This is a genomic window from Arthrobacter sp. CAN_A6 (assembly GCF_015751715.1).
In the GTDB taxonomy this organism is placed as follows: domain Bacteria; phylum Actinomycetota; class Actinomycetes; order Actinomycetales; family Micrococcaceae; genus Arthrobacter_D.
In genome coordinates, this window is record NZ_JADOUV010000006.1 from 194,533 (window position 1) to 207,972 (window position 13,440).

Annotated in this window: 7 protein-coding genes and 2 tRNA genes; 5 read left to right on the plus strand and 4 right to left on the minus strand. The window is 65.9% G+C overall.

The window, feature by feature from the left end; all coding sequences use genetic code 11:
• Positions 1-61: 61 nt before the first annotated feature.
• Together IWX75_RS11885 and IWX75_RS11890 are read right to left on the minus strand one after the other, a co-directional pair.
• Positions 62-149, minus strand: a tRNA-Ser gene (locus IWX75_RS11885).
• A 72-nt stretch (positions 150-221) separates the two neighbouring features.
• Complete coding sequence (locus IWX75_RS11890) at positions 222-2,312, minus strand: prolyl oligopeptidase family serine peptidase (protein WP_196822444.1); 2,091 nt, start codon at positions 2,310-2,312, stop codon at positions 222-224.
• An 88-nt stretch (positions 2,313-2,400) separates the two neighbouring features.
• On the opposite strand from IWX75_RS11890, the gene IWX75_RS11895 reads away from it, so the two are divergent.
• Entirely contained in the window at positions 2,401-4,383 is a 1,983-nt protein-coding gene (locus tag IWX75_RS11895; protein ID WP_196822445.1) for an FAD/NAD(P)-binding protein, read from the plus strand.
• A 101-nt stretch (positions 4,384-4,484) separates the two neighbouring features.
• On the opposite strand, the gene IWX75_RS11900 is transcribed toward IWX75_RS11895, so the two are convergent.
• Positions 4,485-9,005 carry an ExeM/NucH family extracellular endonuclease gene (locus IWX75_RS11900; RefSeq protein ID WP_334684294.1) on the minus strand — a complete coding sequence of 1,507 codons (4,521 nt, stop codon included), beginning with the start codon at positions 9,003-9,005 and terminating at the stop codon, positions 4,485-4,487.
• Between the two features lie 350 nt (positions 9,006-9,355).
• Positions 9,356-9,443: transfer RNA gene (locus IWX75_RS11905), tRNA-Ser, on the minus strand.
• 63 nt (positions 9,444-9,506) lie between these two features.
• Here IWX75_RS11905 and IWX75_RS11910 point away from each other — a divergent pair.
• The 4 genes from IWX75_RS11910 to IWX75_RS11925 all read left to right on the plus strand — a co-directional run bounded on the left by IWX75_RS11910 (position 9,507) and on the right by IWX75_RS11925 (position 13,383).
• The gene (locus IWX75_RS11910; RefSeq protein ID WP_196822447.1) at positions 9,507-10,487 is read left to right on the plus strand and encodes an NAD(P)H-quinone oxidoreductase; all 981 of its coding nucleotides are present in this window, start codon (positions 9,507-9,509) and stop codon (positions 10,485-10,487) included.
• Between the two features lie 81 nt (positions 10,488-10,568).
• Positions 10,569-10,766 carry a hypothetical protein gene (locus IWX75_RS11915; RefSeq protein ID WP_196822448.1) on the plus strand — a complete coding sequence of 66 codons (198 nt, stop codon included), beginning with the start codon at positions 10,569-10,571 and terminating at the stop codon, positions 10,764-10,766.
• 134 nt (positions 10,767-10,900) lie between these two features.
• Positions 10,901-13,174, plus strand: a complete 2,274-nt coding sequence (locus IWX75_RS11920; protein WP_196822449.1) for a carbon starvation CstA family protein — start codon at positions 10,901-10,903, stop codon at positions 13,172-13,174.
• The gene (locus IWX75_RS11925; RefSeq protein ID WP_196822450.1) at positions 13,174-13,383 is read left to right on the plus strand and encodes a YbdD/YjiX family protein; all 210 of its coding nucleotides are present in this window, start codon (positions 13,174-13,176) and stop codon (positions 13,381-13,383) included. The genes IWX75_RS11920 and IWX75_RS11925 overlap by 1 nt, the downstream gene beginning before the upstream one ends.
• Positions 13,384-13,440 lie beyond the last annotated feature (57 nt).

The window sequence follows — 13,440 nt, forward strand, 5'->3', positions numbered from 1 at the left end:
GGCCTGACCCGCGAGACGATACCCATGCAAAAGGGCCCCCTATTCCTAGGGGGCCCTGACGCGGAGACGGGGAGATTTGAACTCCCGGTGGACTTTTGGCCCACACTTCATTAGCAGTGAAGCCCATTCGGCCGCTCTGGCACGTCTCCAATTGCTATCGCTAGCTCCCCAAGGTTACCCAGAAGGGGCACACAAGAGCAAAACCGTCGGATCGGTCCTGGCTAGGCGTGGCGCGTCAACGCCTCCCACAGGAACTCGTAGGTCATCACGTGCATCCTCGCGGCCTGCCGGTTGTCGGAGGCACCGGCATGGCCGCCCTCCAGCGCTTCGTGGAACCACACGTTCCCCACCCCCATGTCCTTCATCCGGGCGGCCAGCTTGCGGGCCTGGACGGGTCCCACGCGGTCATCGCTCGTCGCCGTCCAGATCAGCGTCTCGGGATAAGCGGTGCCGGGGCGTACCAGGTGGTACGGCGAGAAGGTCCGCACGTACTCCCATTCCTCCGGCTTGTCCGGGTCGCCGTATTCGGCGATCCACGAGAAACCGGCCGACAGTTTGGTGTACCGGCGCATGTCCAGCAGCGGAACACCGCAGGATATGGCTCCAAAGAGATCGGGGTAGGTGGCGAGCATGTTGCCCACCAGCAGGCCGCCATTGCTGCGCCCGGTACAACCCAGCAGTGCAGGCGTGCAGACGTTGCGCCGTACCAGGTCCCTGGCGATCGCCGCGAAGTCCTCATACGCCCGGTGCCGATTGGAGTGCAGGGCCGCCCGGTGCCACTGCGGCCCGTACTCGCCGCCACCGCGGATGTTCGCGAGGACGTAGACTCCCCGGCGTCCGTCGTCCGTTCTCCGCTCCAGCCAGCCCCGACCCACCACGCCGCTGTAGGCAGGGGTCATCGAATGCTCAAAGCCTCCATACCCGGACAGCAGGGTGGGGTTGCCGCCGTCGAGCACCATATCCTTCGCTGCCACCTGGAAGTAGGGCACCCGGGTACCGTCCTCGGACACCGCGAAATGCTGCTCGACCTCGAATGCGCCCTCGTCGAAGAACGACGGCGTCGCCTTGACCTGCCGGTGACTGCCGCCGATCTCCCCCCGGTACAGCGCCGAGGGCGTGAGGAAACCCGTGGCCACGAGCCAGTAGTCGTTGCCCGATTCCGGGTCCTCGTCATCCACGGCGAACGCGTCCACGGCGTGGAGGGGAGGGCACGCATCGAGGAGGCTCGCAGTCCAGCTCCTGGCCGGGTCGAGGATGCGAATTTCGGATGATACATCCCGCAGCAGGTTGAGGAGCAGGTAGTCGCGAGTCCAGCTCCACGACTGCAGCGAGGTGGCGGCATCCGGCGTGAAGACGCAGGTGAACGAGCGGTCGCCGGCAAGGAAATCGTCCAGCCCGATGACCAGCAGCGAGCCGGCAGCGTAGTTCTCGCCCCCACAGGCCCAGTCGGTCCGGGGACGGCAGATGAGCCACTGCCGGTGGAGGGAGACGTTCACGTCCTCGGGCACATCCAGGTGCACCCATTCGCCGTCGATCCTCACGTGCGTGCGGCTCGAATAGAAGTCGATGGTGTCCACTGCGACGTCGCGCTCGAAACCCGGCGTCTGGTCGCGGATCACCAGGGCCATCATGTGGTGTCCCGGAATCTCGAAATACAGTTCGGAGTCCTCCAGCGCCTGGCCACGCTGAAGCCGGCGGACGGTGCGGGGATAGGAGCTGGAGGTCAGGGTGCCGGGGCCGAAGTCCGTTGCCACATTCAGGGTGTCCGGCCCCGCCCAGCTGATCCGGCTCTTGGCTGTCGGAATGTCGAAACCACCGTCCACGAAGGAGCGGTCCTCGATGTCATATTCCCGGTAGCGGGTGGCGTCCCCGCCGTCCGGGGACAGCGCCACGAGCACGCGGCGGTAATCCTCACCGGATGGCGGCCGGAGGAATAGCGCTCCGCCCCAGACCCACTCCTCGCCCTCGCCTGCACTGAGCGCGTCGACGTCGACCAGCACCTCCCAGTCCGGCGCGGCGGTGGTGTAGTTTTCCCACGTGGTGCGGCGCCACAGCCCCTTGGGGTGCCCCGCATCCCGCCAGAAGTTGTAGTAGTACGCTCCCCGTTTGGTGGCCATGGGGATCCGGTCGGTGGAATCGAGAACCTCGAGGACCTTTGCTTCCATGTCCAGAAAGCCCGGGGTGATGAGCTTCTCCTCGGTCAGTGCATTCTGCGCCCGGACCCACTCCAGCGGCCGGTCGCCGTAAATGTCTTCAAGCCAGAGGAACTCATCAGTGGATGCGGGTGGGCGCTGTTCTGTGGAATGCGTCATCCAGCAATCCTAGACAGAATCGGAATCATCCCGGCACGGCAGTCCGGTGGCGGCTCATCGGGTAATACGCATTGGATAGGGTGGAGCCATGATCAACCGGGGGAGAGCAGAGGTGGCCGTGATCGGCGGCGGCCCCCGCGGAACGTCGGTGGTCGAACGCCTGATCGCCCACGTGGGCCAGGCCGACGCCGCCGGAATGCAGCTCGTTCTCCACGTCATCGACCCCTTTGAACCCGGGCCCGGCCATGTCTGGCGCACCGACCAGTCGAGGCTCTTCCTCATGAACACGCCGTCACGGTTCCCCACCGTGGTACCCGTGGGGAACGCGGCTCAGGCGCTGCCGGCTTCCTCCGTGCACCTCAGTTTCGACCAGTGGCGCGAGATCGCGGCCTCCGGTGCCCTTTCCGAGCTTCCTGCCGACGACGCTGCGGAGGCGCGAAGCCTTGGCGCGGAGGACTTCCCGAGCCGGAGGTTGTACGGCCGGTACCTCGCCTGGGTGTTCCAGCAGCTGGTGGAGTACGCAGGCGAGGCCGTCGTCGTCGTTCATCATGCGGCGGAGGTGCTGGGCGCTCGCCGGCAGGGCGAGGAATGGGTGCTCCAGCTCGACGACGGCGCCTGCCTGGCGGTCGACGCCGTGGTCCTCGCGGCAGGGCATCTGCCCGCGAAGCTGACGCCCGAGCAGGAAAAGCTGCAGGACGCCGCCGCACGTTACGGCCTGCAGTACTGGCCGCCGGCAGTGCCCGCCGACGTCGACTGGAAACGACTGCCCGCCGGCAAGCCCGTGCTGGTCAGGGGCCTGGGGCTGAACTTCTTCGACGCCATGATCCAGCTGACGGAGGGCCGCGGCGGCCGGTTCACCGAGGACAGCGACGGCCGGCTGGTCTATGCGGCGTCGGGCAGGGAACCCCGGATCATCGCCGCGTCGCGCCGGGGGGCGCCCTATCGGGCACGGGCAGCAGCACGCGGCCCCGGCCTTTCCATGGAGCATGGAGAGCACTCCTCTTCCTTGGCGCCCTACTGCACCCCGGAGTCGCTGGCGGCGTTCGCCCTGTCGGGCATCCAGCCCGGCTTCGACCACGACTTCTGGCCGCTGCTGCACCGCGACGTGCTGTGGGCGTACTACGGCTCCCTGGCGCGGGTGAATCCCCAGGCGCTGCTCAGGCCTCCGGCGGAGGTCCTTGCCGCGGTGCGCCGGGCCCTCGATCGCCCGGGGACGGAGTGGCACCATGCGCTGGGCGAGGTGCTGGATCAGGCGGTGCCTGCCGCACTCCAGCTCGACGTCGAAGCACTGGGACACCCCTTCGCCGGGCGACACTTCGAGGGCGGCGGATCCTTCGACGACGCCGTCCTAAAGTATCTCGATGCCGACGCCGCAGGTTCCGCTCCTGGCGTCGATGATCCACTGAAAGCGGCCATTCGAGCACTGACCGCCGGCCGGTCGATGATCAAACAGGCTGCCGCCGACGGCGGGCTGACCGACGCCGCCTGGACGGCTGAGCTGCGTGGTTGGTTCGAACCGTTGGTCGAGGGACTTGTGAGCGGGCCCCCGTTGCAGCGGATCCTTCAGCTGGCGGCGCTCGTACGGGCCGGACTCGTGCATTTCGTGGGACCGAACCCGAAGTTCGGCGTCGATACCGAGGAAGGCTTGTTCCGGGCCGTATCACCGTGGGTGGGTACCGAATTCACCGCCCGCTACCTGGTGGAGGCGATGATGCCGGCGAACCGGGTGTCCACGAGCGTTTCAGTGCTTCTGCGCCAGTTGATCGCTGACAAGGTGGTGAGGCCGCATCTCTTTCTGGCTGAGGACGGCGTGCCGGTGGCGTCGGGCGGCCTCGACGTGACAGCGCCCCCCTACCGTGCGCTCAACGGCGCCGGCGGGGTCCAGGAGGACTTTTTCGTGATCGGGCTGCAGCTCGCCTCGGTGCAGTGGGGGACAGCCATTGCGGCCGAGGCCGGCGCTTCCCTCGAGGCCGGCGCCCGGACCCTGCGCGACGCCGACGACATCGCGAGGGCCATTGTCACCAGTCTTACCGCGTCCGCAGCACGGGAAGTGCCCCAGCACCAGAGCTGAGCCGGTCCCGGCGGGAAGCAAGGGAACGTCGGAGGGCTGTTAAAGGGCAGGACCCCCACGAACTACCGCGGGGGTCCTGCCGATTCTCGGTCGGGCGTCAGTTAGCCCTTTGCCTTTCCGGGAGGCGTGCACTTCTTGCCCTGCTTCTCGGGCTTAACCATTTCGGACGCGTCCGTGCCCTTGTCGGGCTCGGCTCCCTTGCCGGGCTTGTCCTTGCCACAGATCGGCAGTGCCGGTTCCACCGGCACCTCGGGGATCACCGCTTCAACCGTCACAGGCAGGGTGACGGTGGTCTGTGATCCACCTGCCACCAGGACGATGCTGCCCGCACCGCTCGCGCCAGCCGGAACCGTAACGGTCACCGACGCGGCACCGCCGCTGACCGGGAACGATCCGAGATCGGTCGACGAGCCGTCAGCCGCAACGTACTTCGCCGTGAGCGAGGTGTTGACCGGGCTCCCCAGGGAAGTGATATCCAGCTTCGAGACGTTGAAGGACACTGCATCCCCGGCCCGGACTGCGGACGGGGCGCCCTGGACAACCACTCCGCGCCGATCGAACGACGGCGAGAGCGGGCTGTTGGCCTTGATGTAGTCGATCCAGGCATCCCGGTCCACGAGGCCCGATTCACGGGTGTCGGTACCTTGACGGAAAACCGTGAAGTTATCGCCACCCTGCGCCAGGAAGCTGAAGGTGCCCATCCGGTAGGCGCGTGCAGGGTCGAGGGGCGAACCATCGACGGTCACCGACGTGATGCGGGACCCACGCTCAAGAGCGGGATCGTAGGTGTAGCTGACGTTGTCGGACAGGCCGAGCGCCAGGAAGCTGCGCGAGTTGCCGTCCGGCTGCCACTGCTGCTCCAGGACCTCCTTGAACTGCGCACCGGTCAGGGTGGTGGTCCAGAGGTCGTTCACGAAGGGCAGGACGGCGTTGGCCTCGGCGAAGGTCACCACACCGTCCGGGGAATGGTAGAGCTCGTTGCGGAGCCCACCCGGATTGACCACGCCGATTTCGGCTGCGCCGCGTTCCGCCGAACCGAGGCTCGAGCGGAGGGAATCGGCTACAAGGTTTCCGAGGGTCGATTCCGACCCGCGGTCGTCGCGGCCGGTTCCCGTGAACGCCGTCGTGATGTCAGCGGTGACCGAACCGACCGGCTGGTTGCCGATGACTGCGGCCTGGGCGAGTGCGCTGTCCACAATGCGCTTGACCTCGGCGACGCGGGGGAAGGTGGAAGTGAGCGACGCGTCGGTGTCGGTGGTCCGTGCAACGTTCTGCGCGGTGTACGCCTGGACGTCCCCTGTGGCGTCGTCGACGGTCAGGGTGATCTGACCGACGAACTCGCCGTAGGAGCCCGTCTGCAGGATGGGGCGGGTCTTGCCCTCGACACCCGGAACCGGGCCGTCCCACGCGTACTGCTTGTGGGTGTGGCCGGTGAAGATGGCATCGACCAGGGGCGAGGTCTCCGTCGCAATCCTGGCAAAGGATCCGCCTGCCGCGATCTCCTGCTCGATGGTGGCTCCTTCGACCACGCCGTCTCCGGCGCCGTCGTGGTACTCGGCGACAATCACATCGGCGAGGTCCTGTGCCTCGATCTCCTTGGCGACGCGGTTCACCGCCTCCACGGGATCGCCGAAGTCGATACCGGCGATACCGCCCGGACTCACGAGCGACGCCGTGGTTTCCGTCACGACACCGATCACTGCGACGTCGATTCCGCTGACGTCGATGATGGAGTATTCCTCGAGCGCCGGATCGACCGTTCCCTTGGCATAGACGTTGGCGCCGAGGTACGGGAAGTCCGCGAGGTCGGCCACTCGGCCCGACAGGTCCTCCGTGCCCGCATCGAACTCGTGGTTCCCCACAGCCGAAGCGCGCAGCTCAAGGGCATTCAGGATCTCGAGGGTCGGCTTGTCCTGCTGCAGCGAGGAGGGGAAGAGGGAGGCACCGATGTTGTCACCGGCTGACAGGAAGGCTGAGTCACCCTCGGCGAAGCCCGCTTTCAGTTTCTCGACAGTGCCGGCGAACCTCACCGTGTTGGCGTCGATACGGCCATGGAAATCGTTGATGTTGAGGAGGTTCAGTTCACTCGTGCTGTCAGCAGGTGCAGCGTCCACTCCCACGATCACCGGATCGTGGTCGCTTGCGCGGTACGGGTCAGCCGCGTAGTAGTCGGTGATGTTGGTGTTGTACCGGCTGTATTCGAGGGCCACCGACTCTCCCGAGTTGATGTTCCAGGTGTCCACCCCTGCAACAGTCGCATCGGCAGCGGGTGAGGCGAGCACGTGGTCGAGTGAGCCGCTGAGGCCGGAGAAGACGTAGGAGTGCTTGTCCGTCTTTGCGCCCTGGTTGAGGTAGCCGGCTCCGTAGAGAACCTGCATCGGATCCTCGGCCGAGTAGGAGTTGAAGTCGCCGGTGAGGAACACCTTGTCCGTTCCCGCCTCGGTCTTCATCCGGTCGGCGAAAGCGACCAGCGCCGTCGCCTGTTGGACACGGGCAGCGTTCCAGCCGCCCTGGCCATCGCCGTTGTCGGCGTTGGGGCCGGAACTGGCGGGTGATCCCTTCGACTTGAAGTGGTTGACGATCGTGAGGAACGTGGTGTCCGCGCCGCCGCCGACCGGCCGGAAGGCCTGTGCAAGGGGCTTGCGGGCATTCGAGAACGCGACGTCGTCGTCGAGGATGACCGATTCGTCGACCGGCTCCGCGACGGCCTTCTTGTAGATGAGGGCCGTGCGGATCACGTCCTCATTCTCCAGTGCGGGAACCGCTGCAGGTGAACGGACGTAGTCCCAGACGCCGGGCGCGCGTTCGTTCAGCGCAGCGGTGAGGGTGGCGAGGGCGCTGTCGCGGTCCTTGCCGAACTTGGCCGAGTTCTCGATCTCCATGAGGGTGACGACGTCGGCGTCGAGCTCGCTGATCGCGGCGACGATCTTCGCTTCCTGGCGCTCGAAACTCGCCGTCGTGGCTGCGCCCCGGGCGTCACAGCCGCCACGGACGGTCAGCGGGTTGCCCTGGCGGTCGTTGAAGTACGTGCATCCAGTCAGCTGGTCGCCCGTTGTCGAGAAGTAGTTGAGCACGTTGAACGAGGCGATCTTCAGGTCGCCCCCGACATTCTCGGGAGCAGCGGGCCTGCTGCCCGAGAACGTGACAGGCTGGACGGCTGCCGCGTTGGAGGCGTTCAGTTCGGTCACCGGCTGGAACTTCCAGGCGCTGTTCCGGTAATCGAGAATCACCGGCGCCGTGAATCCTGCGGTGTATCCCGCGCGCACCGGCTGGGTCTGCGTCAGATACGGCAGTACCTGGTCCTGGTTCGCGGAGGAGAGGAAGTTGGTGGAGGCGCCGTCGTCGAGCTTGATGCCCCGGGCGGCGTTGTCAGCCACCACGGCGGCGTTCTCCGCAGTGCCCGGACGCGCAACCTCGGTAGGTTGCAGCAACGGCGCGGATCCGGACGCAAGACCGATCTCGCCGTACTGGTTCAGGCTGTAGTTGTCCGCAACCGTGAAAGCATCGGTCGGCTGGAGGAGCATGCCCTCAACTGCTTCGCGGGCTACCTCGCCGGCCGGCAGCGCGATACCCGACGCCTTGACCTCTTCGGCCGCTTCGGCAATCTTCGTGGCGCCGCCTGCAGCGACGGTCAGCTGGGTCATCCCGAAGGTCTCACCCACCGTGCCGGTGACCTCGACGTAGTCGCCGATGGCGACGGTACCGACCGTGGGAGGTGAATAGACGAAAATCGCATCGGAGGCGCTCTGGTCCGCGCTGGCACCTGTTCCGGGGGTCTGGAGGAAGTACCCGTCGAACCCGCCGGTGGGATACGCCGCCGTGACCTTGCCGCGCGTCGTGGCCACCTGGCCGGCCAGCGGAGAGGTTGCACTTCTTCCCTGGATGTCGCGGATCGGCACCACGGCTCCCGGGACGGGCGGTGCTTCGGGCTCGGGCGGAGGAGGCAGCTCACCCGCAGTGCCCGAGGCATTCGTCGGCGTGACAGTGGCTGAAAGCGAGAAGTCCGCCGCGTTGTTGTCAGTGTCGACGAAGCCTGTGCGGTTCATGGACTTCGGGTTCGTCGTACCGCCCGGCCCGGCGGCCTTCGCGGTTTCGAAGCTCGTGGAGTCATAGCCGAGGAGGTCGACGACACCAGGGTGACTCAGGGTTGAACCCACAGGCAGCGTTCCGACGCTGGTGCTCTGGTCCGAAAGGACCAGCACTCCGCCGCCGGCGGCCCAGGAGGTTCCCATGGAAGCGTCCGGTGTCGGCAGGGGCTGGGCCGTGGACGTGGCGACGTTCGAGTTGCCCTGGATCAGGTAGTAGCCCTTGGCGGCGATGGACCCGGTGAGTCTGACCGGTGCCGGCTCGCCTGTTCCTCCCGCCGAGCGGTACTGCAGCGACCACCCCTCCAGGCTCACTGCGGCTTCCGTGGGGTTGTACAGCTCCACGAACTTGTTCTTGAAGGGAGCGCCGGCGCTTCCTCCGTTGACATAGGCCTCGTTGATGATGACGCCGGAGGCGGCAACTGCCGTCGTCCCGGGTAGTTCCCCTGCAATTGCCGGGAGTGCTGTTGCCGGTGCGGCCAACAGGCCCACCGACAGCGCCGCACAAAGCGCGCCCTTCACTGACGAATTGATCATCCGCTGTATTTCTCCTTGGACCTGGCTCATTCCAGCCGCGAGTGGTGCTTGATGAGTTACGGGACATCCGGTGTTCCGGACCTGGAGCACACCGTATGTGACGTATGTGACATTTGTTCCCCGGGCAGAAGCAAACCAGAGAAGAATGAACAGCGGGTTACCGACACGGCAGTAATGTGAAATCCGGGTTGATTCCGGATTGAGCGGGAATTGGCCGGCCCCTGGGGTGTGGTGTCAGGCGGGCATCGGCCGGGTATCCGTCCCACGAGACGGGACGAGACGAGAAAGGCCGGTCGGAGCAATCCCTCGATTGCCTCAACCGGCCCTGAACCGCAGATTCTGCGCTCTCGCGGAAGGTAAGAGATTCGAACTCTTGGTACGGGGTTACCGCACACTGGTTTTCAAGACCAGCTCCATCGGCCGCTCGGACAACCTTCCCGGAGATAGTGTTTCATGGGTGAACGTGTTGGGCCAAAATCTCGAACCGTAAAGGAATTCCTCATGTTGGCGGTTGTTCTCAGCTCATCCGGCGGACCCGAGGTCCTTCGTCCCACCGACGTACCCGTGCCCGTCCTGAAGGAGGGGGAGGTGCTGATCGACGTCGTCGCTGCCGGGTTGAACCGGGCGGATGTGCAGCAGCGGCTCGGTGTCTACCCGCCGCCTCCCGGGGCCTCCGAATACCCCGGACTCGAGGTTTCCGGCCGTATCGCCGATTCGAACGGGTCCCGCTTCGCCACGGGAACTGCCGTGGTGGCACTTCTGGCGGGGGGAGGCTATGCCGAGCAGGTCGCGGTTCCGGCAGGCCAGGTTCTCGAGGCGCCGACGGGAGTGGATCTCCTGGAAGCGGCGGCCCTGCCCGAGACCGCTGCCACCGTGTACTCCAACCTCTTCCTGTCCGCCGACCTCGAAGCAGGTGAAACGGTCCTCATCCATGGCGCTTCCGGGGGTATCGGGACCATGGCGATCCAGCTCGCGCTCGCCTTCGGCGCCGTCCCGCTGGTCACGGCAGGCTCAGACGAGAAACTGCGGTTCGCGGAATCCCTCGGAGCACGCACCCTGATCAACTACCGCGAGCAGGATTTCGTCGAGGAGGTGAGGCGGGCCACCGACGGCGCAGGTGTCGACGTGATCCTCGACGTCGTCGGAGCGAAATACCTTGGACGGAATGTCGACGCCCTGGCCGTGAACGGGCGCCTCGTCGTCATCGGACTGCAGGGCGGGGCGAAGGCCGAGCTGAACCTCGGGGCCCTCATGGCCAAGCGTGCAAGCGTTACCGGCACGACGCTGCGGTCACGTCCGTCCGCGGAAAAGGCCGCCATCATGGCGGCGGTGGGCCGTGAGGTGTGGCCTCTCGTTGCCACGGGGCGGGTGCGGACCGCGGTCAACCGCACCTTTCCGCTTCGCGAGGCCTCGGCGGCGCACGCCTATTTCGATTCGGGCGAGCATACGGGCAAGATCCTCCTGACAATGGACCGTGCCTGACAGCGCATCCGGACTTCCGGTCGTCGAGCCGCTGTGGAAGTGTTGAAGGATCAGCAACAGCGCCAATCCAGGAGGCACACCATGACGGCTAACCACGACGGCGAGAAGGACACAGGCCTGACCCAGGCTGCGGAAAGTTTCACCGACAACCTTGCCGACCAGATCCCCGACGGCGTCGACAGCGGGCCGCAGGACACCGCCAACGAGGGCGAGGATCCCCGCACCTCCACGCATGCGAGCCTGAGCGAGGGATCGAACGCGAACGACGACGATCACTAGTGCCTGCCGGCGCCGCCTGGCGCACAGGTCCTACCGCTGGGCGATTTCGCTTCGACCGCTCACCCGTCGTGTGACGCAGGCCTCTTAAGGTTGCTACCTTCGTGTGGTTAACCCACTCGTTTCCGAGGAGCATCATGAGTCATTCCAACGGGTCACACCAGCACGCGGACGTGCTGGTCTCCGACCCGGATTTGCCGCCCACCGCCGTCGACCCGCAGGTGGCCGAAGAAGAAGAGCGTCGCTGGACGCCCACGAAGATCGCGATCTGGGTAGGGATCGCACTCCTTGGCGGCTTTTCCTGGACCATGCTGGCCCTGGTGCGCGGCGAAACCGTCAACGCCATCTGGTTCGTCTTCGCCGCCGTCTGCACCTACCTCATCGCCTACCGTTTCTACGCGAAGCTGATCGAGCGCAAGCTCCTGAAGCCGAATGACCGCCGCGCCACCCCGGCCGAGTACAAGGCGGACGGCAAGGACTACGCAGCGACCGACCGCCGGGTCCTGTACGGTCACCACTTCGCAGCCATCGCCGGTGCCGGCCCACTCGTCGGACCCGTGCTGGCTGCGCAGATGGGCTACCTTCCCGGCACCCTCTGGATCATCATCGGCGTCATCCTCGCCGGTGCCGTGCAGGACTATCTGGTGATGTTCTTCTCGATGCGGCGCGGAGGCCGCTCCCTCGGCCAGATGGCCCGCGAGGAACTGGGCGTGATCGGCGGCACCGCGGCGCTGATCGCCACCCTCGCCATCATGATCATCATCGTCGCGATCCTCGCGCTCGTGGTCGTCAACGCACTGGGCGAGAGCCCGTGGGGCGTGTTCTCCGTCTCCATGACCATCCCCATCGCCCTGTTCATGGGCGTCTACCTGCGCTACCTGCGCCCGGGCAAGGTCACCGAAGTCTCGCTCATCGGGTTCGCCCTGCTGATGCTCGCCATCATCGGCGGTGGCTGGATCTCCGAAACCACGTGGGGCGTCGAGATCTTCACCCTCGACCGGATCACCATTGCCTGGGGCATCATCATCTACGGCTTCATCGCCGCAGTGCTCCCGGTCTGGCTGCTCCTCGCACCGCGCGACTACCTCTCGACCTTCATGAAGATCGGCACCATCGTCATGCTGGCTGTGGCTATCGTGATCACCCGGCCGGAGATCTCGACGCCGGCGGTGACCGAATACGCGAGCACCGGCGCCGGCCCGGTGGTACCGGGGTCGCTCTTCCCCTTCCTCTTCGTCACCATCGCCTGCGGTGCGCTCTCGGGCTTCCACGCGCTGATCGCGTCCGGGACAACGCCGAAGATGATCGAGAAGGAACGCCAGACCCGGTTCATCGGCTACGGCGGCATGCTCATGGAATCGTTCGTTGCGATCATGGCCCTTGTCGCGGCACTCTCGATCGACCGCGGCATCTACTTCGCCATGAACTCCTCGGCTGCGGCCACGGGCGGAACCATCGAGGGCGCCGTCGCCTTCGTCAACGGCCTTGGCCTGACGGGTGTGAACCTCACTTCGGAAGCGTTGAGCCAGCTCGCCGCCAACGTGGGTGAGGAATCGGTGGTGTCACGCACCGGCGGAGCACCAACCCTCGCCGTGGGTATCGCCCAGATCATGCAGGGGTTGATCGGTGGATCGGGAATGATGGCGTTCTGGTACCACTTCGCAATCATGTTCGAGGCGCTGTTCATCCTCACCGCGGTCGACGCCGGAACCCGCGTTGCGCGCTTCATGCTGCAGGACAGCATCGGCAACTTCGTTCCCCGTTTCCGCGACACCTCCTGGCGGACCGGAGCCTGGATCTGTACGGCGGTCATGGTGGCGGGCTGGGGTGCCATCCTGATCATGGGTGTCACCGATCCGCTCGGCGGGATCAACACCCTGTTCCCGCTGTTCGGTATCGCGAACCAGCTCCTTGCGGCTATTGCGCTCGCGGTCTGCATGGCCATCTGTGCCAAGCGGGGCGTGTTCAAGTACCTGTGGATACCGGCGTTGCCCCTCGCGTTCGCCTCCGTGGTGACCATCTCGGCGTCGTTCCTGAAGATCTTCTCTCCCGTTCCCAACATCGGCTACTGGGCCCAGCACAACGCCTTCAAGGGTGCGCTGGCAGCCGGGGAGGAAAGCTTCGGTACGGCACAGAGTGTGGCGGCAATGGAAGCAGTGGTCCGCAATACCTTCATCCAGGGCACGCTGTCGATCATCTTCGTGGTGCTGTCCATCATCGTGATCACCACCGCCATCATCGCCACCATCAAGGCGGTGCGTGCCGGCGGTGGAACCGACACCGAGGATCCACCGGTCGCCGCGCGGTCCTATGCCCCTGCGGGGTTCTTCGCCACGCCTGCCGAGAAGGAGCTCGAAGCGCAGTGGGCTGCGCTCGATTCCGACAAGCGTCCGGTACGGACCGGTCACTGATGAGCATCAACCTTGCCCTGGGAAGGGCACGGAAGGCTGCCCGCGGTGCCGCGTGGCTGTTCAAGGGCGTAATGGGTGAGAACGCCTATCAGACGTACCTCGACCATCATGCGAAGACGCACGTAGCGGAGCCCCCGATGACGGAGCGGGAGTTCTGGCGGGACAAGACGGACCGCCAGGATGCGAACCCCGAAGGGCGCTGCTGCTAGCAGTCTTTCGAGACGATGCCCGGTCGGGCTGCCTTTTCCAGGGCAGCCGGGCCGGGC